At 64.1% G+C, this 21626-nt stretch carries 26 protein-coding genes and 2 pseudogenes; 16 read left to right on the top strand and 12 right to left on the bottom strand.

The window, feature by feature from the left end; all coding sequences use genetic code 11:
* Positions 1 to 6 precede the first annotated feature (6 nt).
* The 6 genes and pseudogenes from MBENS4_RS12005 to hisB form a co-directional block, all read right to left on the bottom strand.
* On the bottom strand, positions 7 to 345 hold the full coding sequence (locus tag MBENS4_RS12005) for a phosphoribosyl-ATP diphosphatase (protein WP_039390989.1): 339 nt from the start codon (positions 343 to 345) through the stop codon (positions 7 to 9).
* A gap of 57 nt (positions 346 to 402) precedes the next feature.
* Complete coding sequence (locus MBENS4_RS12000; RefSeq protein WP_039390987.1) at positions 403 to 615, bottom strand: PEP-CTERM sorting domain-containing protein; 213 nt, start codon at positions 613 to 615, stop codon at positions 403 to 405.
* Between the two features lie 95 nt (positions 616 to 710).
* Positions 711 to 1501, bottom strand: a pseudogene (hisF, locus tag MBENS4_RS11995) (imidazole glycerol phosphate synthase subunit HisF).
* Positions 1502 to 1505: 4 nt separating this feature from the next.
* Entirely contained in the window at positions 1506 to 2234 is a 729-nt protein-coding gene (gene hisA / locus MBENS4_RS11990; RefSeq protein WP_039390985.1) for a 1-(5-phosphoribosyl)-5-[(5-phosphoribosylamino)methylideneamino]imidazole-4-carboxamide isomerase, read from the bottom strand.
* A 1-nt stretch (position 2235) separates the two neighbouring features.
* A complete protein-coding gene (hisH, locus tag MBENS4_RS11985; protein ID WP_039390983.1) occupies positions 2236 to 2865 on the bottom strand; it encodes an imidazole glycerol phosphate synthase subunit HisH in 630 nt (209 codons plus the stop codon).
* Positions 2865 to 3467: an imidazoleglycerol-phosphate dehydratase HisB gene (gene hisB / locus MBENS4_RS11980; RefSeq protein ID WP_039390981.1), complete on the bottom strand. Its 603-nt coding sequence runs from the start codon at positions 3465 to 3467 to the stop codon at positions 2865 to 2867. The genes hisH and hisB overlap by 1 nt, the downstream gene beginning before the upstream one ends.
* 185 nt (positions 3468 to 3652) lie before the next feature.
* On the opposite strand from hisB, the gene MBENS4_RS11975 reads away from it, so the two are divergent.
* The 6 genes and pseudogenes from MBENS4_RS11975 to MBENS4_RS24760 all read left to right on the top strand — a co-directional run.
* Complete coding sequence (locus MBENS4_RS11975) at positions 3653 to 4156, top strand: SspB family protein (RefSeq protein ID WP_039390978.1); 504 nt, start codon at positions 3653 to 3655, stop codon at positions 4154 to 4156.
* Positions 4157 to 4225: 69 nt separating this feature from the next.
* The gene (locus tag MBENS4_RS11970; protein WP_242404882.1) at positions 4226 to 4726 is read left to right on the top strand and encodes a hypothetical protein; all 501 of its coding nucleotides are present in this window, start codon (positions 4226 to 4228) and stop codon (positions 4724 to 4726) included.
* Between the two features lie 100 nt (positions 4727 to 4826).
* Positions 4827 to 5513, top strand: coding sequence for a guanylate kinase (gene gmk, locus MBENS4_RS11965; protein ID WP_039390975.1), 687 nt, complete (start codon positions 4827 to 4829; stop codon positions 5511 to 5513).
* 140 nt (positions 5514 to 5653) lie between these two features.
* Positions 5654 to 6490: a 2,3,4,5-tetrahydropyridine-2,6-dicarboxylate N-succinyltransferase gene (dapD, locus tag MBENS4_RS11960; RefSeq protein ID WP_039390973.1), complete on the top strand. Its 837-nt coding sequence runs from the start codon at positions 5654 to 5656 to the stop codon at positions 6488 to 6490.
* Positions 6491 to 6581: 91 nt separating this feature from the next.
* On the top strand, positions 6582 to 6806 hold the full coding sequence (locus MBENS4_RS11955; protein ID WP_039390971.1) for a hypothetical protein: 225 nt from the start codon (positions 6582 to 6584) through the stop codon (positions 6804 to 6806).
* 56 nt (positions 6807 to 6862) lie between these two features.
* Positions 6863 to 7030: pseudogene (locus tag MBENS4_RS24760) on the top strand (DUF2945 domain-containing protein); the annotation flags it as partial.
* Positions 7031 to 7090: 60 nt separating this feature from the next.
* Here MBENS4_RS24760 and MBENS4_RS11950 read toward each other — a convergent pair.
* Complete coding sequence (locus MBENS4_RS11950) at positions 7091 to 8359, bottom strand: dipeptidase (protein ID WP_039390969.1); 1269 nt, start codon at positions 8357 to 8359, stop codon at positions 7091 to 7093.
* Positions 8360 to 8546: 187 nt separating this feature from the next.
* Here MBENS4_RS11950 and MBENS4_RS11945 point away from each other — a divergent pair, with 187 nt between their 5' ends.
* From MBENS4_RS11945 to MBENS4_RS25390, 3 genes are all read left to right on the top strand, one after another.
* Complete coding sequence (locus tag MBENS4_RS11945) at positions 8547 to 8999, top strand: cupin domain-containing protein (RefSeq protein WP_039390967.1); 453 nt, start codon at positions 8547 to 8549, stop codon at positions 8997 to 8999.
* A 460-nt stretch (positions 9000 to 9459) separates the two neighbouring features.
* Complete coding sequence (locus tag MBENS4_RS25395) at positions 9460 to 9711, top strand: hypothetical protein (protein ID WP_144400903.1); 252 nt, start codon at positions 9460 to 9462, stop codon at positions 9709 to 9711.
* A gap of 30 nt (positions 9712 to 9741) precedes the next feature.
* Positions 9742 to 10029, top strand: a complete 288-nt coding sequence (locus tag MBENS4_RS25390) for a hypothetical protein (RefSeq protein WP_052322228.1) — start codon at positions 9742 to 9744, stop codon at positions 10027 to 10029.
* Here the strand turns inward: MBENS4_RS25390 and MBENS4_RS24755 are convergent.
* The gene (locus MBENS4_RS24755; protein WP_199904373.1) at positions 9962 to 10459 is read right to left on the bottom strand and encodes a COG3650 family protein; all 498 of its coding nucleotides are present in this window, start codon (positions 10457 to 10459) and stop codon (positions 9962 to 9964) included. The two genes, MBENS4_RS25390 and MBENS4_RS24755, sit on opposite strands and share 68 nt — an antisense overlap.
* Before the next feature lie 310 nt (positions 10460 to 10769).
* Between MBENS4_RS24755 and MBENS4_RS11930 the strand changes: the two genes are divergently transcribed.
* Positions 10770 to 11045 carry a hypothetical protein gene (locus MBENS4_RS11930; protein WP_039390963.1) on the top strand — a complete coding sequence of 92 codons (276 nt, stop codon included), beginning with the start codon at positions 10770 to 10772 and terminating at the stop codon, positions 11043 to 11045.
* 186 nt (positions 11046 to 11231) lie between these two features.
* Positions 11232 to 11681, top strand: coding sequence for a hypothetical protein (locus tag MBENS4_RS11925; protein ID WP_039390961.1), 450 nt, complete (start codon positions 11232 to 11234; stop codon positions 11679 to 11681).
* A 31-nt stretch (positions 11682 to 11712) separates the two neighbouring features.
* Here the strand turns inward: MBENS4_RS11925 and MBENS4_RS11920 are convergent, their stop codons facing one another.
* The gene (locus tag MBENS4_RS11920) at positions 11713 to 12114 is read right to left on the bottom strand and encodes a hypothetical protein (RefSeq protein WP_039390960.1); all 402 of its coding nucleotides are present in this window, start codon (positions 12112 to 12114) and stop codon (positions 11713 to 11715) included.
* A gap of 145 nt (positions 12115 to 12259) precedes the next feature.
* Entirely contained in the window at positions 12260 to 12652 is a 393-nt protein-coding gene (locus MBENS4_RS11915) for a YybH family protein (RefSeq protein ID WP_039390959.1), read from the bottom strand.
* A gap of 539 nt (positions 12653 to 13191) precedes the next feature.
* Here MBENS4_RS11915 and MBENS4_RS11910 point away from each other — a divergent pair.
* The gene (locus tag MBENS4_RS11910) at positions 13192 to 13500 is read left to right on the top strand and encodes an alkylphosphonate utilization protein (protein ID WP_039390957.1); all 309 of its coding nucleotides are present in this window, start codon (positions 13192 to 13194) and stop codon (positions 13498 to 13500) included.
* Here MBENS4_RS11910 and MBENS4_RS11905 read toward each other — a convergent pair.
* Positions 13484 to 13837, bottom strand: coding sequence for a hypothetical protein (locus tag MBENS4_RS11905; protein ID WP_039390956.1), 354 nt, complete (start codon positions 13835 to 13837; stop codon positions 13484 to 13486). The two genes, MBENS4_RS11910 and MBENS4_RS11905, sit on opposite strands and share 17 nt — an antisense overlap.
* A gap of 149 nt (positions 13838 to 13986) precedes the next feature.
* On the opposite strand from MBENS4_RS11905, the gene MBENS4_RS11900 reads away from it, so the two are divergent.
* From MBENS4_RS11900 to MBENS4_RS11885, 4 genes are all read left to right on the top strand, one after another.
* Entirely contained in the window at positions 13987 to 14412 is a 426-nt protein-coding gene (locus MBENS4_RS11900; protein WP_039390954.1) for an OsmC family protein, read from the top strand.
* A gap of 729 nt (positions 14413 to 15141) precedes the next feature.
* Positions 15142 to 15558, top strand: a complete 417-nt coding sequence (locus MBENS4_RS11895; RefSeq protein ID WP_039390952.1) for a hypothetical protein — start codon at positions 15142 to 15144, stop codon at positions 15556 to 15558.
* Positions 15555 to 17999 (top strand): hypothetical protein, encoded by a 2445-nt coding sequence (locus tag MBENS4_RS11890; protein ID WP_039390951.1) that lies wholly within the window; start codon positions 15555 to 15557, stop codon positions 17997 to 17999. Before MBENS4_RS11895 ends, MBENS4_RS11890 begins: the two co-directional genes overlap by 4 nt.
* A gap of 128 nt (positions 18000 to 18127) precedes the next feature.
* Positions 18128 to 19477, top strand: coding sequence for an IS1380 family transposase (locus tag MBENS4_RS11885; RefSeq protein WP_445321508.1), 1350 nt, complete (start codon positions 18128 to 18130; stop codon positions 19475 to 19477).
* 227 nt (positions 19478 to 19704) lie between these two features.
* On the opposite strand, the gene thiC is transcribed toward MBENS4_RS11885, so the two are convergent.
* The gene (gene thiC, locus MBENS4_RS11880) at positions 19705 to 21579 is read right to left on the bottom strand and encodes a phosphomethylpyrimidine synthase ThiC (RefSeq protein ID WP_039390947.1); all 1875 of its coding nucleotides are present in this window, start codon (positions 21577 to 21579) and stop codon (positions 19705 to 19707) included.
* Positions 21580 to 21626 lie beyond the last annotated feature (47 nt).

Raw genomic sequence — 21626 nt, 5'->3', positions numbered from 1 at the left:
AAAGTATCAGTCCTGGGCGCGCGCGGCCTTTTCGGCGATCCCCGACACGCCTTCGCGGCGGTCGAGTTCGGCCAGGACATCGGCGAACGGCACGCCCTTGGCGTTGAGCAGGACCATGAGGTGGAAGATCAGGTCCGCCGCCTCGCCCACCAGCGCAGCCTCGTCCTCGGCGAGCGCGGCAATGACCGTCTCGGTGCCCTCTTCGCCGACCTTCTGGGCGATCTTCTTGATGCCCTTGGCGTTTAGCCTGGCGACATAGCTCGACGACGGGTCGGCCTGGCGGCGCTGCGCGATGGTGGCTTCAAGGCGGGCCAGGGTATCGGATGGTGTATCGGGTGCGCTCATGGTGCGCCTGCCATGCGGTGCGCGGCCGCGCCGGTCAAGCCCGCTGTTCGGCGCAGCTCACTCCCCCTTGCGGCCTCGCGAGAAGCGTCGCCCCAGCGCCACCCCGGCAATGCCCAGACCCAGCAGAAGAAGCCCGCTTGGTTCCGGCAGGCTCACGCCGTCCGCCGCATGCGTCGGAAGCGCGCCGAGCAAAGCTCCGCCAAAGGCAACGCACACGACCTGGAACAACATCGCCCTCTCCCCAATGGCGCGGATAGTGACTTTGGCCATTCCCGTAAGCGAGGCCTGTCTCAAGCCCTGAATACGTAATTGTCCTGGAATGAGCCACACCAGTTCAGACCAGCCCGGCGCGGTAGCGCCCCGGCTCAACCGTGGTGGAGCGACTGCCCCCGCGCCGGAAGCCCGGCCGCGCGCAGCGCCGCATGGGCCTCGGCGATCGAATGGGTGCCGAAGTGGAAGATCGAGGCTGCTAGGACCGCGCTCGCATGCCCCTTGGTGACGCCCTCGACGAGATGTTCGAGATTGCCCACGCCCCCGCTTGCGACGACCGGCACGGACACGTTGTCGGCAATCGCGCGGGTCAGGTCGAGGTCATAGCCCTTCTTGGTACCATCGCCGTCCATCGAGGTGACGAGCAGTTCGCCCGCGCCCAGACTTGCCAGCTTCGCGGCGTGCTCCAGCGCGTCGATCCCGGTCGGGCGGCGCCCGCCGTGGGTGAAGATTTCCCAGCGCCTGGGGCCAGTGCCGTCATCGACCCGGCGCGCATCAACCGAGGCGACGATGCACTGCGCGCCAAAGCGCGCGGCGATGTCCGAGACGACTTCGGGCCGGGCGACCGCAGCCGAATTGACCGCCACCTTGTCGGCGCCTGCCAGCAGCAGCGCGCGCGCGTCCTCGGCGGTGCGCACGCCTCCGCCCACGGTCAGCGGCATGAAGCACACCTCGGCGGTACGGCGCACGATGTCGAGCAGCGTGCCCCGGCCCTCGTGGCTGGCCGAAATGTCGAGGAAACACAATTCGTCGGCTCCGGCCGCATCATAGGCGCGCGCCTGCTCGACCGGATCGCCTGCGTCCTTGAGGTCGACGAAGTTGACGCCCTTGACCACGCGCCTTCGGCCACGTCGAGACAGGGAATGACACGGACGCGAACGGTCATGGGCTCAGTCCCTTTCGGCCATCTGGATCGCGGTGGCGAGATCGAGGCGCCCATCGTAAAGCGCGCGGCCGGTGATGACGCCCTCGATGCCGTCCTTCTCATGCAGCTTGAGCATGCGGATGTCGTCGAGCCCCTTCACGCCGCCGCTCGCGATCACCGGCATCTCAGTCTGGCGTGCAAGGTCGACGGTCGCCTGCACGTTGCAGCCCTTGAGCATGCCGTCGCGGCCGATGTCGGTGAAAAGCAGCGAGGCGACGCCCGCATCCTCGAAGCGGCGCGCAAGGTCCACGACCGACACGTCGGAGACATCGGCCCAGCCCTCGGTCGCAACCATGCCATCGCGCGCGTCGACGGCGACAACGATGCCGCCCGGGTATTCGCGCGCCATGTCCTTGACGAACTGCGGGTCCTTGAGCGCGGCGGTGCCCATCACGACGCGGCTGACACCCAGGTTGAACCAACCCGCGACCGCCTCGGGCGTGCGGATGCCGCCGCCCAGCTGCACATGACCCTCGAAAGTCTCGAGAATGGCCTCGACCGCCTCGCGGTTCTCGGCCTTGCCCGCGAACGAGCCGTCGAGATCGACGACGTGCAGGAACTGCGAACCGGCCTCGGCGAAGAGCGCAGCCTGGGCCGCCGGGTTGTCCCCGTAGACGGTGGCGCGCGCCATATCGCCTTCGGCGAGACGCACGACCTGGCCTTGCTTGAGGTCGATGGCGGGAAAAACGATCATGTCAGGGCTTCCAGTCGAGGAATCGGGTCAGGAGGGCAAGGCCATAGGCCTGGCTCTTTTCGGGATGGAACTGCACGCCCACGACGTTGTCCTGCGCGACCGCGGCGACGAGGCCACCGCCATGGTCGGTCATCGCGGCAATCGCGTGGCCCTCGTCGGGCACGAAGTGGTAGGAGTGCAGGAAGTAGGCTTCACCGGCTGCGATGAGCCCCTGCGCGGGATCGTGGCGGCCTACGCCCACATCGTTCCAGCCCATGTGCGGAACCTTGATGGCCGGGTCGTCGCGCTCGATCCGGCGCACCTCGCCCGCGATCCAGTCGAGCCCGGGCGTCGTGCCGAACTCGAGCCCGCGCGAGGCGAGCAGCTGCATGCCCACGCAAATGCCCAGGAACGGCGCGCCGCCGATCTGCACCCGCTCGTGCAGGGCATCGACCATGCCGGGAATCGCCCAGAGCGCATCGGCGCAGGACTTGAACGCGCCCACACCCGGCAGCACGATGCGGTCGGCCGTGCGCACGAACATCGGGTCGGCCGTGATCGTGACCTTCTCGGCGCCTGCGGCTTTCAGCGCATTGGCGACCGATTGCAGGTTGCCCGCGCCGTAATCGATGAGGGCCAGCTTCTCGGCCATCAGAGCGACTTGGCCCCGAGGATACCCTTGGTCGAGGGGACCGCCCCGCCCTTGCGCGGGTCCAGCTCGACCGCCGTGCGCATGGCGCGCGCAAAGCCCTTGAAGATGCCCTCGCAGATGTGGTGGTTGTTGGTACCGTAGAGCAGTTCGATGTGCAGCGTGATGCCGACCGCCTGCGCGATCGAGTGGAACCAGTGCTCGACCATCTCGGTGTCGAACTCGCCCAGCTTGTCCTGCGTGAAGCCCGCCTTCCAGACTAGGTAGGGACGGCCCGAAATATCGAGCGAGACCCGGCTCAGCGCCTCGTCCATCGGCGAATTGACGTCGCCATAGCGCCCGATGCCCGCCTTGTCGCCCAGCGCCTCGGAAATGGCCTGGCCGATGGCGATGGCGCTGTCCTCGGTCGTGTGGTGCTGGTCGACGTGCAGATCGCCCTTGATGCGGCAGGTGATGTCGATCAGCGAATGGCGCGAGAACTGCTCGATCATGTGATCGAGAAAGCCGATGCCGGTCGTGACATCATATTGGCCGGTGCCGTCGAGATTGACCTCCACATGGATGTCGGTCTCGTGAGTCTTGCGGGTGATCGAGGCTGTACGCATGAAATGGGCCTATAAACCTGTGCGAGCGGGAATCAATCGCATGCGTTGTTCGCGCCCACTTTCCGATTGCATCCGTGCGGCCAGCGGCAGCCTGATGTATTTTCGACGCGCGCGCGCACGGAATGGTGCAAAAATGAGTCCATTGTGGCTTGACCCCAAGCCCAACGATGCGCACCTAGAGCGCGATGAACGATACGCCACCCGATAGCCTGATCCCTTACGATGAAATCGTGCAGGAAGCCCTGCGCGCCGTCGTGGGACGCGTGCTGGGCCAGGTCGAAGCCACCAATGGCGTCCTGCCCGGCAATCACCACTTCTACATCACGTTCAAGACGGGCGCTCCGGGAGTTTCCATTCCCCCGGAACTGAAAGCCCGCTTCCCGGACGAGATGACCATCGTTCTGCAGAACAAGTTCTGGGACCTTGCCGTCAGCGACGACAGCTTCACGGTCAGCCTGAGCTTCAACCAGATGCCCTCCAAGCTCGACATTCCTTTCTCGGCGATCACCGCGTTCGTTGATCCGGCGGTCGATTTCGGCCTCCAGTTCCAGGCCATGGAAGGCGACGAGGACTTCGACGACACGCTGCCGGCCGAGAACGATCCGATGGAACGCGACATTGCCTCGCGCGTTACCCCCAGCGAAGACGGCTCCAACGTCGTCTCTGTGGATTTCGGCAAGAAGTCGTAATCGGCCCCACGTGGCCGCCTGCACTTCAAGACGCGGCCCTGGCGCCGCACCAGGATGGAAACGCGCACGATGGCAGGCAGGAAAGAGGCAGAACCGACCGCTCCGCTGACGGTGGACGTGGATCGTCCATCACCTCTGCCCCTCGATGCGCAGCAAGCCCAGGTTACCCCGGGCCTCAGCCCGGGCCTGCGTTACGTCAAGCGCGCGGACTCCAAGCTGCCTGCCGCGCGGGTGCTGGGGCCCAGCCCCAACCCTGCAACCAACCTCGCCATTGCCGACATCGCCCTGCGCGCCACCTCGTTGATCGCGCGCCAGGCGGTGGAGCGCGCGCTGCTCGGCCGCGCCTATGCGCCGCGCAAGGCCCGCCAGATCCTGCGCGGCCGCTCGATGGCGCAGGTCCTCCTGCACCGCTCGATCGCCAAGGTCGCCATGCGCTCGATCCCCGGCGCGCTGGTGGTGGGCGGAAGCCTCATCGCCAAGACCTTGTATGACCGGCATAAAGAGCACAAGGCCGCGGCCTCGGGCGCAAGCAAGCTCGCGGAAATGGCCGAGGACGGCGCCCAAGACTAGGCCCGTCTCAGGCCACCTGCACCTTCCCGAACCGTGGAGGTTTCGCCGTTTGCGGGCCAGTTCCGCTTGATTTGCGCAAGGTCTGCCTGCATCGGGAGGCATGCCCAGCGACACCTCCTCCACACGTTCCGCCCATGACGAAGGCAACGCGCTCGACCGGCGCGGCCTCATGCTGATCCTCTCCTCGCCCTCGGGCGCAGGCAAGACGACGATCTCGCGCATGCTGCTCGAACACGATCCGCACATCCGCAACTCGGTCTCATGCACCACCCGCGCCCCGCGCCCGGGCGAGGTCGATGGCCGCGATTACCACTTCGTCAGCCAGGACCAGTTCGACCGCATGGCCGAGGATGGCGAGTTCCTCGAATGGGCCCACGTCTTCGGCAAGAGCTACGGCACCCCCAAGGCGCAGGTGAAGGCCGGGCTCAAGGCCGGGCAGGACTACATCTTCGACATCGACTGGCAGGGCACCCAGCAGCTTTACCAGAAGCTGGAACGCGACGTCGTGCGCATCTTCCTGCTGCCCCCCAGCATCGAGGAACTGCGCCGCCGCCTGACCGGACGCGGCACCGACAGCGCCGAGATCATCGCCGCGCGCATGGAGCGAGCCCGCTCGGAAATCAGCCACTGGGACGGCTACGATTACGTCGTGGTCAACGATGACATCGAAGCCTGCTTTGCCAAGGTGAAGCAGATCCTGGCTTCCGAACGCCTGCGCCGTGCGCGCCAGACCGGCCTCATCGGCTTCGTGCGCGGCCTCATGGAGCCCGACGACGAACTGGGCTGATCCCCTGGCGCTGGAGGCGGGCGAAATATTCGAACACGCTTAGCCCCACCGCAATCCTTTTTCTTGTTCAACGCGCCCCGCCGCGATAGGCGCAGCGCCGAAACGTACCTGCAACCCCTCTTTTCCCGGAGACACCCCAGATGTCCGATATCGAAACCGCGATCGAAGCCGCCTTCGAAGACCGCGCCAACGTGACCCCTGCCAGCGAGGACGTGCGCAAGATCGTCGACGAGGCGCTCGGCCTGCTCGATTCGGGCAAGGCGCGCGTGGCCGAGCCCGACGGCGAAGGTGGCTGGACGGTCAACCAGTGGCTCAAGAAGGCGGTCCTCCTCTCGTTCCGCCTGAACGACAACGCGCCGATGGAATACGGCTCGGCCGGCGCACCCGCGTTCGACAAGGTGCCGCTCAAGTTCACCGGCTGGACCGAAGCCGACTTCAAGGACGCGGGCATCCGCGTGGTTCCGGGCGCGGTCGTGCGCCGCAGCGCGCACATCGCCAAGGGCGTGGTCCTGATGCCCTCGTTCACGAACCTGGGCGCCTACGTGGGCGAAGGCACGATGGTCGACACCTGGGCCACCGTCGGCTCGTGCGCGCAGATCGGCAAGAACGTCCACATCTCGGGCGGCGTGGGCATCGGCGGCGTGCTCGAACCGCTCCAGGCGGGTCCCGTCATCATCGAGGACAACTGCTTCATCGGCGCGCGTTCGGAAGTGGCCGAAGGCGTGCGCGTGGGTGAAGGCGCGGTCCTCTCGATGGGTGTCTACCTCGGCGCCTCGACCAAGATCGTGAACCGCGCAACCGGCGAAGTCCACGTCGGCTACGTGCCGCCCTACTCGGTCGTCGTGCCCGGCACCCTGCCCGGCAAGCCGCTCCCCGACGGCACCCCCGGCCCCTCGCTCTACTGCGCGGTGATCGTGAAGACCGTCGACGCGCAGACCCGCTCGAAGACCGGCATCAACGACCTCCTGCGCGACTGATCGCGTACGGCCTGCGATCCACGCAGGAACATATCGGCGCCATGTCGCGTTCCTTTTCGGATAAGCACATTATCTGCGGAAAGGATGCGACATGGAACGCCCCCCTACCGAAACGCACATCGACGAGGATGCCGCCCGCGGCGGCGACACGCCCCATATCGTGCGCTACGTCCTTGGTATCAGCCTCGCGCTTGCCATCATCGGCCTCTCGCTCGCCTGGATGACCGGCGCGCTGCTCTCCGGCGAGGAAGCAGAGACTTCGGCCTCTGGCGCAAATGCCGAAAACGTGATGCAGGCCCCGAACGAGGCCGCCTGAAACCGATGGCCACCGACTTTGAAAAGGGCACCTGCGTGCGCTGAAACTGGGGGGATGCCTCGGCCAGCGGCACGGTCACCGAGCGCTTTGAAAGCCGCGTCACCCGCACCATCAAGGGCAGCGAGATCGTCCGCAACGCCAGCGCCGACAACCCCGCCTACCTGATCGAACAGGAGGACGGAGCGCAGGTCCTCAAGAGCGCCTCGGAACTGAAAAGGGCCTAGGACCCTCCCGCCCCCCGTATCCCCGCGGACACGAAGGGGGACAGGACCCGCACCACCCGCTCAGAACGCCGTTGGCGATTCGATGGCGGGATCCTGAGCGTGCGCCTTGGCATAGGCTTCCGCGGCCTTCAGCACGCGCATCATGTTGCGGCTGGAGATCTTCTCCAGGTCGTCCTGCGCGAAACCCCGACGCGCCAGTTCGGTGAAGAGCGCCGGATAGGCCGAGACATCGGGCATCCCCTCGACTCCCACCGATCCCCCATCAAAGTCGCCGCCAAGGCCGATGTAGTCGGTGCCGATGCGCTTGGCGATGTACTCGACGTGATCGGCGATCTGCGCCACGGTCGCGACCGGCTTGGGGTGCGCCGAGATCCAGCTTTCCATGCCCGCTTCAGCCGTCTCGGGCGCGTTGGGATAGAGCGACTTCAGGCGCGCGGCCTCACCCAGCCGGCTCGCCTGCCACTGGCGCAGTTCCTCGCTCACGTAGCTGGGGTAGAAGTTCACCATCACGATCCCGCGATTGGCCTTGATCCGATCGAGGATCGCATCGGGCACATTGCGCGGATGCCCGTCCACGCCTTGCGCGCCCGAGTGGCTGAAGATCACCGGCGCGCGCGCGACGTCGAGCGCATCGGCCATGGTCTTGGGCGAGACATGGCTAAGATCGACCAGCATGCCGATGCGCTGCATCTCACGCACCAGATCCTTGCCGAAGTCGGTCATCCCGTCATGTTCGGGCGCGTCTGTGGCACTGTCGGCCCAGGGGGTGTTCTTGAAGTGGGTCAGCGTGAGATAGCGCGCGCCCAGCTCGTACATCTGGCGCACGACGCCCAGCGACGAGCCGATCGAATGCCCGCCTTCCATGCCGATGAGCGAGGCGATCTTGCCCGCCTTGCGCGCCGCTTCGACCTCGGCCGAACTGGTCGCGTACATCATCTCGTCCGGGTGCGCGGCGATAATCCGCTTCATGACGTCGATCTGCTCCATCGTCGCCTGCACCGCCTGCTGCTCGTTCAGCATGGCCGAGACGTAGACCGACCAGAACTGCGCCCCAACCTTGCCTTCACGAAGACGCGCCAGATCGGTCTGCATCGGTCCCTTGCCGCTCTCCGGATCGGCCGTGTTCATCGTGTCGGCAAAGTCGAAGCCGGCCAGGAGATCCTGGCGCCGCTCGCGCAGCTGCTCGGGCACGTCGTTGTGGCCGTCCCAGACCGGCGCGTTGCGCAGCGCGGCAGCCGCGACATCGGCGGGCGATGACGCCGCGTGCCCGCTCACCGGCCACGTCACGGCGGTGGCAAGAACAAGGGCGAGCAGCGAAGGGCGGGACATAGAGGAACACCTTGTAGGAATGGGGAGAAGGCCAAGGTGGCGCAGCCGCCCTCCCCCACGCAAGAGCCAATTCACCGGAACCCAAGGTATTCACGAGAAAAAACCGCTACCGTACGCACGGTTGCCCTTGGCGCCCACATCGGCGATCCTACCCTGGCTCCCTTGCCAACCACCGGAAGGACACTCCATGCACGCTCCTGCAAGCCCCGCGACGCTCATCGAGCGCCTTGGCCTGATCCCGCATCCTGAGGGTGGCTGGTACAAGGAAACCTGGCGCGCGCCTGCCCCGGACGGGGAGCGCGCGGGCGCGACGGCGATCCATTTCCTGCTCGAAGCGCACCAGCGCTCGCACTGGCACCGGGTGCTCGATGCGGACGAGATCTGGCTGTGGCATGCGGGCAGTCCGCTCGCCCTGGCCCAGTCCGAGACCGACGCCGGGCCGGTTCGTCAGGAGATCCTGGGCGGGGACATCCTCAATGGCGAGGCGCCGCAACTGCGCGTGCCCAAAGGCTACTGGCAGGCAGCCTGGCCGCTCGCGCGCGGCGCGCCAGGCTGGACGCTGGTCAGCTGCATCGTCACCCCCGGCTTCGATTTTTCGGTGTTTGAGCTGGCTGCGCCAGGCTGGGCTCCGGGGGACTGACGGGAAACGGGCAAAAAAATAGCAGGGCACTGCAGGTCTTGAGCCTGCTTGCGCCCTGCACGGTCTCCCCTCCCTCGGTGTCCGTTCGTGTGTTCCTGCGCCGTTCGTCAGTTCAAGGCGAGGTCCATTCGTTCTGGTCGGTCCGACTTCGTGGCCGGACCGTACCGGCCTGCACGACCTTGGGCCGCGCAGCTTCTCCTCAAGCTTCACATCCCCGAGACGATCTGCCTCTTTCTCCCGGATCACCTGCCCCACGCCGCTTCTATTGGCGTGTTTTCAACGTGGGTCAGACGGTCCGCATCGGTGAAAGGGCCAGATCGTCCGCTCGGGGGTCAGGGTGGGCGCACAGGGGGTGAACAGTGCGCCCAAGCTCTACAAATCCAGAAGCGGCTCCGAACGTCCCGTCATCGACAGGGCGTATACGATCAGGCCCGCGTTAAGCATTGCCAGAAATTGCTTCATGACACGCATCCTCTTCCCGAAGACGTCCCGACTTTGCCGCGAGATCATCTTCTTTTCCCGTAGACATCGTCTAGCAGAATCAGCCGTTGAAGAAAAGCAGTTTGCGCAATTTTCGATTAAAAAACAGATATTTTGCAATGCAATAGGATTTCCGAACCGGGAAGTACTGCTATTTCTCCAGCACAAACAAGGCGCATGGCACATCAGGGCGGCGATGCCTGATGGAACCATCTTGCCCCTGCGGCATTGAATTTGCGGAAAGGGGCAAAGGAGAAACTTCGTGCCGTATACCAAGCCACTGGTTCTGGCCGTGTCGGCCTCGTTCCTGCTTGGCGGCCTGACCGGTGCCGTTATGCCCACGCGGATGAAGGCCCCGATCGGCCCCGACTGGCGCGACACCTACAACGCCCCGCTCCAGCTCGACGGCCCCAGCTTCTATGTGGAACCGGGTCCGCAGGACCTCACCCCGGCGCGGGCCGAGGTCGACGAACCCATCGGCATCAGCCCCGCTGTGGCCATGGACACCCCAGCAGCGCCGGTCGAGACAACTCAGCTCGCATCGCGATAGGGTTTTGCCGCACTCCAGGCGCAGCCTGGCGGGTCGCCACGCCGTCCGCCAAGGTTGCCGTGAACGGATAGCTGCGGTCCGACATGCCGTCGCTGCACACCCCTTGCGTGATCGCCAGCGTCCAGACCTTGCCATCCCGTTCGCCACTGAAGGAGAGGCCTCCGCGCCCCGCAAAGCGCGTGACCGCGATCTCCTGTCCTTCCGGCAGATCGGGCGCGGTGTAGATCATCTGTCCACGTTCCACCCGCACACTCCAAAAGGGCTCGGTTCCGCTGGCCTGCACGGTTTCATCCGGCGCGATGGCGCTCCAGGGACGCGAATCATCGACGTCGCCGGGCACCGACTCGGAGTTCGACTGGCATCCTGCAAGAATCAGTGCCGCCAGACAGCTCACAAAGACATGTTCGACATACGCACGACGCATTGGCATTCCAGATGATCCTCCAAACCGGGTTCGCGCGTCTCCCTCTGCCCGTTCCGATCGCGAAGTGCAAAAAGGTTCGAGGGCGACTTTTTATCCGACAGGCGAATATCAATGCGCGATAGCCATCGCACTTATGAAATCTCGAGTGTCGTTTCGCGCTAAATCTCATGGATTTAACCCGACTGTTGCGCTTTGTGCACCATTTGGTTCCGAAATCTGCATTGCGTGCAAGGGCGATTCTGCGGATGCTGCATCGCAACAAAGACAAGAGGTGCCAGGGCAAGTCCTGCAACCCCAACCACATAAGGATTTTGCCATGTTCAAGTCGATTTTCACCGCCGCTGCCGTTGCCGCCGTTGCTCTTCCCGCCGCGGCCCAGGCCAGCGAAGCCCGCAACTTCTCGCACGAGGGTGTCGATTACGCCTACACCTCGCAGCAGAAGGGCAAGATCACGGTCATCGAAGGCAAGGCCGAAGGCCGCGTCCCCTTCCGTCTCTACGTCAAGGGTGACCGCGTGACCGGCATGTACAACAACCGTTACGTCAGCTTCACCAAGGACGAAGTCCTGCACGACAACGTTCTCGCGGACTGATCGCAGGCCGCGCGAACGGGACCTTTCCTCCTCTCTCCCAACCCCGTTCGCTGCAGAGCCAGCGCGTGAAGGGCGCCTTCCCCGTGGAAGGCGCCCTTTGTGCGTCCGCCCTGCTCCGGTTATGACGAAGTGCGAAGGCGCCCTCGGGATGCGGACGCGCCGAACACGACACGAAATGGATGAGCAATGCGCGTACTGACCTGGTTCCTGGCGATTGCCGGCCTCGCCTTTCTTGGCGGAGTGCTGGCCAGCAGCGACCTTGGCCGCTCATTGCAACACTACGGAGCAGGCGAACCGGACACGATTGGCCAGGCCCCCGGGCTCCACGAGCCATTCGCCGATCTGCCTGACGCCGAACCAGCCCCTTATGAAATCTACCAGGCGCCCGAGACCTTGCCTGGCGATGCCCGTGATGACGAGAGGAATGCCGCAGGCGCGCACGCGTTGCCGGACTGGTTGTTCCCCTCGCCCGCGGACGACTCCGCCCCTGCCCCGGCGGCACCCTACGCGCAGGCTCCGCGCTCCGAACGATCGGAGCGCCGCCCGGGGGCGATAAAACCTACGCTCGATGACGCCGCGCGGCGCGCGCAGGAGGCCGCCCAGGCCGTCCGCGATGCCGAGAATGCGCTGAACTGACCCTTACCATCCCGAGCCATGCGATTCGGGCTCAGTGCTTCAGGCGCGACTCGCGGCGTCCCGGCACGATCCGGATCTGGAGTTCGCCCCCGGACGCGGCGACATCGTACTCGGCACTGATCTCCTGCATCTTCGTGCGGATCCACGCCTCGTCGGCATCCATCGCGATGGGATAGCGCGCGATCACCATGCCATCGAGCGTGTCGACCACGCAGAAATGTCCGGTCCGGGACTGCTCCTGCAGGGCATCGAGATCGATACCTTCGGCCAGGTCCCATTGGCCCCGGTCGCGCGAGCGGATGCGGCGACCGCAGTGGCGGCAGGTGCAGGTCACGACCCCGTCGGCATCGCGGCTTCGCGCTCCCGCCGGAACATGGCGCCGGGTGTACCAGCACGGCGCGAGAGTCGGGGATGCCCCACTTCGGCTCAGCATCTCGGCGTCTCCTCCTTGCGTAATTTCCCTCTATGCCAGGATAGGATCGAAACGCCTTCGGGGCGTAAACATCGCACTACGCAATCTCCCGCGAGACAGTGCGCGAATGTGGCAGGACGAGGAGATCGATGGTTACGGCACAGCGTTAAGCAAGGGTAAGAAAGATTTCCGCCTCGATGACCCAGCCGCCGGGCCCCTCGCGCCACTTCGCGACGTAGCTCCCCGAGGCCGCCGGCGCATCGGCGCCAGTTACGGTCCCGTGCCAGGCCCCGTACTCCATCGCGATGGGCGCGACTGCGGACACCTCGATCCGATCGGGAAGGCGCGCGTAGACCATCCGCCCGGGACTCGCGAAGTCGCGCTTCCATACCTTCACCTGCGCCATGCGCCCGGCAATGACAGCGCTGTCGGTGCCCGTGAGCATCACGCAGTCGCGCGCGAGAATCGGACCGATCGCCGTGGCATTGCCTTCGCGAATCGCGGTATTGAAGGCCGCACGGCGTGCACGGATGGCCAGTTCGGTCGATTGGTCGGTCATCGGGGCGGTTTTCTCCTTGCACGGGCCGGGACTGTATGTGTGCGCATCTAGCCCGTTTTCCAGCGGAACCAAACCGACAAGGCGCCCTCCGAACCATGCCACGAAAGCCTGGCTAAACAGCTGCAATCAAATTCTATTTGAGCATGTGAACAATTTGCAACAACGCAGAGCCCTCTTCCCTTGCGGCCCGACGCATGAGTGCTAGAGGGGCGAGGCAGCCAGCGGGATCGCTATCCAGCAGGCGGGCACCGTAAAGGGCGTTTTTTGTCGATGCGACAAGCTCCCTTACGATCTGCCCTACGGCCTTTCCCAAAAGGCCACGAGCTTTCATGCGAGCGCGTCGAACCTTGTCGTTTCCGCCTCGCACGGTCCGGCGTGACCGCTCCTGTTGGCTTTCGGGTCGCAGGAGCGCGGAGCGGGGACAGGAGCGACGTGTCCCTCTCTCCTGTCCCTGCTTCGCAACCTGCGGCCCACGTTTTTACGCTCCCAATTTGCCGTGCACTCTGCCATGGCCCGGGCCTTGCCCGGAAGGATCCCGCATGAGCGACGACGAAGATTACGTGTACGATGAAGAGAGCGGCGAGTGGATGCCCGCCAGCGAACTGGCGGCCAAGCGCGCGGCGCAGGACGCCGTCGAGGTGCGCGACGCGGTAGGAAACCTGCTGGCCGATGGCGATGCCGTCACGCTCGTCAAGGACCTTGACGTGAAGGGCGCGGGCCAGACACTGAAGCGCGGCACGCTGATCCCTTCGATCCGCCTTACCGGTGATGCTCAGGAAATCGACTGCAAGTATCCGGGCATCAAGGGCCTGGTCCTGCGCGCCGAATTCGTCAAGAAGCGGTCCTGACGCGCCCATGCCCCCGCTGCAGGCGCCGCGTCAGGCGCCTGCGGTTGGCCGCCACGCGCGGCGAATAGACCGCCAGCATCGTCTGCATCACCTGTTCCGGCGCCATCGGCCCTGCCCGCGCGAGGCGCTGCGAAAGGCTGAAGGCGGCGGCCAGCTTCTCGATCACCATCCGCTCGGCCTCGCGCCCGTGCCCCGGCCGCTCGAAGGCGATCATGGCGGTACGCATCGCGATCACGCTGGAAGCCTCCGCCCACATCCACCAGGCTTCACTGGCCAGTTGCAGCCAGTGCAGCGCCGCAGTGGGCGGCGCATTCGAAGGGGACGTGGCAGCGGGCATCGGGACGACTCCTTGGTGGGCGAGCGAGTATCCTCTCAAACCATGCTGCAGTGCAACAAGTTCCGCACCCAAATCCGCCATCCGGGGAACTACGCGTAGCCTTCACGCGCTTGGGAGACAACCACCCAGCAAAGGAAGGAATGCCCCAGATGAGCGTCAACATCGCCACCGCCCGCTACGAAGGTCTCGGCAAGGAGGGCAAGGGCCATGTCACCACGAAATCCGGCGCGCTCGACGCGCCCTACGGTTTCCAGACCCGCTTCGAGGATGCCGCCGGCACCAATCCGGAAGAGCAGATTGCCGCAGCCCATGCCTCCTGCTTCACGATGGCCACCAGCTTCGCACTGGCCGGCGAAGGCTATACCGATGGCAGTCTGGAAACGACCTGCAAGGTGACTCTCGAGAAGGATGGCGACGGCTTCAAGGTGTCCAAGAGCGCCCTTTCGCTAAACGCGAAGGTCCCCGGCCTCGACAAGGCGAAGTTCGAGGAGATTGCCGCAGGGGCCAAGGCGAACTGCCCGATTTCAAAGCTCCTCTCCTGCGAGACAACGCTGACGACTGCGCTGTCCTCCTGAGAAACCCCGGCTTCGACGCCCAAGCACACCTTGGTCGCGTCGAAGCCCATCCGGCGGGGGACACCCCCACGAAAAGGGTCTGCAGGGCAGCACACCCGCCCCCCCCCCGGGACGCAGGCTTTGAACTTCGCCGAAGAAGATCGCTTTCTCCATCATTCACCAGACAACTTAGCCTCCAACCAGGTTGACCTGTCGGTTCCACGAATTGGGCTCACTTCTGTCGATCTTGACAAGTCGGAAAAAATATGGAACATAAGGTGAACTATCAGTTCGCCGCGATTGCCTCGATCTGACATTTCCCCGCATACTCCACTTATGCATGGCAACGGCCTAGTCTGCGTCTGCGTGTCTGTTTCGCACACATCAGCATCATTTCCAGTTATCTGACAGTTCGGGGGAAAAACCCGAGGCCGGTAGTGCAATGCCGCGCGCCAGACGGCGCCGGCACCTTTGCCGGTCACGCTGAATGCGGCTCGCGAGACAGTCTTCGTTCCCTCCTCACGGAACGGCAGTAGTCGCCACTGCCAGGCGTCCTGCGAAGCGGTTCCGCCCATCAGAAAAATCGCCGCGTCCTATCCAGACTCGAGACAGTCGCGGCACAGTCATCGCGTGGGACCGGCACTTCCTCCAACAGCGCGGCTGCGCTGCTGCAGCCAACGCAGCTCAGCAACCAGCCCACTCCACGACGACACGTTCCCTCCATTCCCGCTCCCGAGAGGAAATTGAACCATGGCATTTGAGTTAAATCTGACCGCCTTCCGACATGCCTCCTGGGGTGGTTCGAGCGGCCTCGCCGATTTCATCAGACTGCATGACGACTGGTCCGGGGCGTCCTTCACATGGGCCTTCTCGCAAGGCCCGGGAGGCCCAAACGCTATTACCTTGAACAACGCCTCCGAGGGACTCCAGGGCATTTCGGCCTCGTTCGAGCCAGGCTACCTGCATCCTGTGAGCGGTGAAGCGGTCGGCGGAACAATTATCCGTCCCCAGATCGACCAGACCACGCTGGAGAGCGTCAACGTCCTCTCCCCGACCCAGAACGTTATTCCCTTGCATCACACGCTTTACGTCATTCCCGAAAATGAGCCTCGACGCGTGGTGTGTTTCGGAGATTTCACCATCAAGCAGGGAGCACCTAGCGCATGAGCCGCATCATTACCGCCTACGAAGGGCCCCTCGCCATCTCCGAGACTGCCAACGATCAAACCCTGATCTACTCTGGTGAAAATACCTACGAAGCACGTCGCCTCGCGGAACTCTCCAAGACCTGGGCTGAAGGCCTGGCATCGCCGGGCGATCCTGGTACGAGAAGCGCAAAGAGCTGGGCGGGAGCAGCACAGCTATCCGCAGGAACCGCCGAAGCTTTCGTGGGCCCGACCTATGGCAGTACGCAAGATGCGCTAGACCAGACGAACGATGGCGATTTCTTCGCCATCCAGACCGAGGGCCTGGTTTCAATCTATCGCAACGAAGCCAATACCGCCGTACTTCAACGCACGGTAGCGACCAGCGATTTTCTTGGATCTCCGCAAGGGGCAATGGCCGTCACCGTCGCCAACGGTTTTACGGTCCAGCAGAACCTTACCGATCTTCAGGCTGATGACATGCGGCGTATCGACTTGCGAGAGTATCGAGCCGGCGTCGGAATCGGTGATGAAACAGCCGATACCGATGCTCTCAAGGCCGCCTTCGCCGATGCAGCCGCTTTGGTCGGCGGCCAGAATGGCTCAGCAGCTCCGATTTACCGTAACAAGATTTGGCTGCCGAAAGGGAATATCCTGCTTGGCGAAAGCCTCAAGAGTACCGGCAACTTCGCCGTCTTCTTCGAGGGGCAAGGACGCGATGCGACCCGCATCCACATTCCGGACGGCGAGTACCTGCTCGACTCGGACCACCGATCTTTCGGCATCAGTTTCCAGAACCTCCAGACACGCGGCGGCAAAGGTGTATTCCGACGCAGCGGGCTCGCTCCTGCCATCGGTGGCGCTTCAGGGGGAATTGGTCTGCTCGTCGATGGTTGCGCATTCTATGACTACACCGAGTGTGCGCTTGGTTCATCCTCCAATGACGATCCCTTCTGGCGGATCTCTCGCAGCAAGTTTACCGGATCTGTCGGCTCCAAGGCGATTATGCTCCCGACTGGCGGTGGACATGATATACGCAGCAACTGGATAAATCAGTACAAATACGGGATCTGTCTTCGCAACGGTTACGACGTCCTCATCGACGGCAATCGGTTCGGAGGGCTCACGAACGGTCCCGTACGCACCGATATCTGGATCATCCCAACCAGCAACTCCTCGGGCTCGGGACTGAAAATCAGCCGCAACTACCATGGGAACGAAAACGACAGCCCCGAAGACCGTTCCGTCCTGATTGCCGCAGCCGATACGAGCAGCAATGCAGACCATGCGACCAATCCGACATGGGAAGCTTATGAGGAAAGCAACGCGGCCGTAGACAGCTCGTATATCGTCGGGCAGGTCAGTTTTCACGACAACCTGCATGCACTTGACAGTGGCCGCTCCAGGGGTCTCATCTACTCACGTACCACGAACCTGCGAAGCTTCACGTGGCAGGACAAGATCTTCGGCGCCGCCCCCTACATCTTCGAGTTCGACAATGCGCTTTTCACGAGCTTTGACAAGAACAACCGCTGGGCGCAAACGAACACCGTCACGGTAGACTCCGATGTCTTCGCCGGAGCGGCGCCATCGACCGACGCTGTCTGCAACCTCCCAGGCTTCGGGCAAATCGACAGCCCATCCGGGCGAATGTCGGGCCAGGCGGACATTCCACTAGCCGCTGCGCCTTTTGCCGCAGACTGCACCACTCTGTTGGACTCCACGACGTCGATTGCCTCTTTGCTCACGGTTTCGGGGGCAAACATCACTCTGGGTCAATCCGACGCTGTCAACGGCAGGGATGCTGCCGCGGTTAACCTCACCGCGGGAAGCGGAAGCGTTCGACTCCCCCTCGACCTGACGAATGCGCAAGAAGGACGGCTCTGCCATCTCGAGATCGACCTAGCGCAAGCCCTCACCCAGTCGTTGCCGGGGGTCTACATACGCATCGGCGAAGGCGTCAGCAGCTATTTCAAGTCGGTCTATGTTCCTCTCAACCCCACGTGGCGAACCATTCACGTTCCCTTTGTCCTGCCCAATGCGCAAGCATCAACATTTCGCGTGGTAATCTGTGCCCATAGCTCGGACTTCGCGTCCGGCGTATCCGACACCTTTCACGTCGGACGCATTTTCGTCTACCAGGCGCAGCATCGTGTCAGCTCACTGCAAGTGCCCGGATGTTCAACAAACAATGACAGCACCAGCAAGACCCTCCATGTGAGATCCAGCAAGCCCACTCAGGTCTGGGACAGCCCCCTCCTGCAGGATTGCTCGGTATCCTTTTCCACGGCGGCGGCGTATCCGGGGGCACGTTTCCGCATCGTGCGCGGACCGGGAGCCTCAGGAAACCATGCGCTTCTCTTGGGCGATGGTCCATTCAAGACCTTGGACCTTCCTGGCAGCTGGTGCGAAGTCGAGTATGACGGGACATCCTGGCTAAGTGTGGGCGCAGGATTCCTCTAGCCGCTCTTATTCACCGGACATGTTCTGAAGGGTTGGCGGGAGTGGCGTAAGCCTCTGATCTGAATTAGAAACTGGGTGTCTACGCCGGCCCTGTTGCAGGGCAGAAAATGCCACAGGCCACACCCGCCATGAACGACAATATCGCAAGCTCTTTCGGATTCCCAGCTGTCATCGGCAAGAAGGTCACAGCCGCGTTCGACGGTGGCCGGCTGACCTCTGACGGAGGCGTTCTGTTGCTGGCGCAGGCCGAGCGCGCGATGGGGATTTGTCGGCGGCTTGCGGCTTGCATGGCCGATCCGCGCGACCCTGTGCGGGTGACCCATCGCCTTGATGACATTCTGCGGGCCCGCATGTTCGCGATCGCCTGTGGCTACGAGGATGCTGATGATCTCGACGCCCTGCGCGATGACCCTGGGTTCCGCCTGGCGCTGGGCAAGCTGCCGGGATCGGGCGCGGGGCTTGCCAGCCAACCGACGATGAGCCGGTGGGAGAACGCCCCGACCACGCGGGAGTTGGCCAAAATGATGGCCGCGATGATCGGCGTCTACTGCGACAGCTATCCCGCCCCACCGGCGGCGGTGACGCTGGACATCGATGATACCTGCGATGTCGTGCACGGCTATCAACAGCTCTCGTTCTGGAATGCCCACTATGGCGAACGCTGCTTCCTGCCGATCCACGTCTACGACACCGCGACCGGCCGCCCGGTGGCGATGCTGCTGCGCACCGGCAAGACGCCGTCGGGCACCGAAGCGGCCGGCCATATCCGGCGCCTGGTGTGCCATATCCGCCGGTACTGGCCGGATACGCACATCACCATCCGGGGCGACGGACACTATGGCCGTCCCGAGGTCATGGCGTTCTGCGAGACGGCCGGGGTCGACTTCGTGTTCGGCTTGCCGACCAACGCCACGCTGCGCGCCAATCCCGCCATTGTTGCCGCCGCCGATGCCTGCGCGGTCAAACGGGCCGAGCGCCAGGTACCAGTGCTGCGCAGCTATGCCCAGATCCGCTACGGCGCGAAGAGCTGGGGCTGCCAGCGCCGCGTCGTCGCCAGGATCGAGGCCAGCATCCTGGGCATGGACATCCGCTATGTCGTCACCTCGCTGGCCGAAGATTCGGCCGAACACATCTACGACACGCTCTACTGCGCGCGTGGCCAGGCCGAAAACCTGATCAAGCGCCACAAGGCCCAACTTGCCAGCGACCGCACCTCATGCCGCTCGGCCAATGCCAACCAGATGCGGCTGATCCTGCACACCGCCGCCTACTGGCTGCTATGGCGCGTCCAGCAAGCGATCCCCAGAACCACCGCGCTGGCCACGGCTGAGTTCGCGACGCTGCGTCTGCGGCTGCTCAAGGTCGCCGCCCGCGTCATCGAAAGTGCCTCGCGCATCCGTGTCGCGTTCGCGTCAGCCTGCCCCGATGCCGACGTGTTCAGAGCCCTCGCTAACAGCCTCCGGCCAGCACCGACCTAACCAGCGCGGCCGTGCCGCCGAACGCCAACGCCCCGCCCATCAACCTTGAAAAGCCCATCGATCCTGTCGCGGTGAAAAACGCCGCCGGAGGCGCTCGCCCTGATCACCTGGCCTCCGAAAGAGAGAAGTCGGATCAACCGGGAGCAGTCCCGTCATGAATAGAGCGGGCTAGAAGCTTGGGTCCGGTGCCTCTGCATTCGCAGAACCACCGGACCAAGACCTCAGTTTCAATCGTGCTCACGCTCTACGCGCCCTGTGTAGAGCTTCGAGCCGGTCTCCTTGAAGACCTTGCTCATCTCCTTCATTCCCATCTGCGCCTCCTCCGCAGCGAGGAAGCCAGTCGGAGGCTGGTTCTGCTGGAGAGCAAAGTCGCGCACTTCCTGACTGATACGCATCGAACAGAACTTGGGGCCACACATCGAGCAGAAGTGCGCGGTCTTGGCGCCTTCGGCGGGCAGCGTCTGGTCGTGGTAGAGTTCGGCCGTGTCGGGATCGAGTGACAGGTTGAACTGGTCGCGCCAGCGGAACTCGAAACGCGCCTTCGATAGCGCATCGTCGCGCACCTGCGCCGCCGGATGGCCCTTGGCGAGATCGGCGGCGTGGGCGGCCAGCTTGTAGGTGACGACGCCCACCTTGACGTCATCGCGGTCGGGCAGGCCAAGGTGCTCCTTGGGCGTCACGTAGCAGAGCATCGCCGTCCCGTACCAGCCGATCTGCGCCGCGCCGATACCGCTGGTGATGTGATCGTAGCCGGGCGCGATGTCGGTGGTAAGCGGCCCCAGGGTGTAGAACGGGGCCTCGCCGCAGCTCTCCAGCTGCTTTTCCATGTTCTCCTTGATCTTGTGCATCGGGACATGGCCGGGGCCTTCGATCATGACCTGAACGTCCTGGCTCCAGGCCTTCTTCGTCAGTTCGCCCAGCGTGAAAAGCTCGGCGAACTGCGCTTCGTCGTTGGCATCATAGATCGAGCCGGGCCGCAGGCCATCGCCGAGCGAGTAGGCGATGTCGTAGGCCTTCATGATCTCGGTGATCTCGTCGAAGTGCTCGTAGAGGAACGATTCCTTGTGGTGAGCAAGGCACCACTTGGCCATGATCGAACCGCCGCGGCTGACAATGCCGGTCAGCCGCTTGGCGGCAAGCGGCACGTAGGCGAGCCGAACGCCGGCATGGATCGTGAAGTAGTCGACGCCCTGCTCGGCCTGTTCGATCAGCGTATCGCGGAACACCTCCCAGGTCAGATCCTCAGCGACACCGCCGACCTTCTCCAGCGCCTGATAGATCGGAACGGTACCAATCGGCACGGGCGAATTGCGGATGATCCATTCGCGCGTGTCATGGATGTTGCGGCCCGTCGAGAGGTCCATGACGGTGTCCGCGCCCCAGCGGATCGACCAGACCATCTTGTCGACTTCGCTGGCGACGTCCGAGGCGACGGCCGAATTGCCGATATTGGCGTTGACCTTGACCAGGAAGTTGCGCCCGATCGCCATCGGCTCACACTCGGGATGGTTGACGTTGCTGGGGATGATCGCACGGCCCCGGGCCACTTCCTCGCGCACGAATTCGGGCGTCACGTAGTCGGGGATCGAGGCGCCGAAGCTCTCGCCCGAGCGGGTGTACTCGGCCAGCCGCGCGCGGCCCAGGTTCTCGCGCTCGGCGACGTATTCCATCTCGGGGGTTATGATGCCGCGCTTCGCATAGTGCATCTGCGAGATATTGCCCCCCGCCTGTGCCCGCAGCGGCTTTCTCAGCGCGGTCGGAAACGCTGGCACGCCGCCCGAACGATCCGGCCCGGTCATGCCGTTATCCTCGGGCTTCACCTCGCGCGGCGCGTACTCTTCGACGTCTGCGCGGGCGAGTTGCCAGTCGCGGCGCAGCGCGGCCAGCCCTGCCGAAATATCGATGGTGGCGTCAGGGTCGGTATAGGGCCCCGAGGTGTCGTAGACCCGAACCGGCGGCTCTCCGCTGGAGGGTTCGAGGTCGATCTCACGCATCGCGACCCGGATTGCGGAGTTGCACTGCGCGGGAACGTGGATCTTGCGCGAGCCCCGGATGGGCCCGGTGGTCACACCGATTTCCAGTTTGCTGTTGATGTCGGCCATACACGCTTCTCTCTGATCGAGGGCGTGAGAGATGAAGTACGGATTTC

The sequence above is a fragment of the Novosphingobium sp. MBES04 genome (assembly GCF_000813185.1).
In the GTDB taxonomy this organism is placed as follows: domain Bacteria; phylum Pseudomonadota; class Alphaproteobacteria; order Sphingomonadales; family Sphingomonadaceae; genus Novosphingobium; species Novosphingobium decolorationis.
The sequence above is the reverse complement of the archived record's forward strand: the minus strand, read 5'-3'. Positions and strand labels throughout refer to the sequence as shown.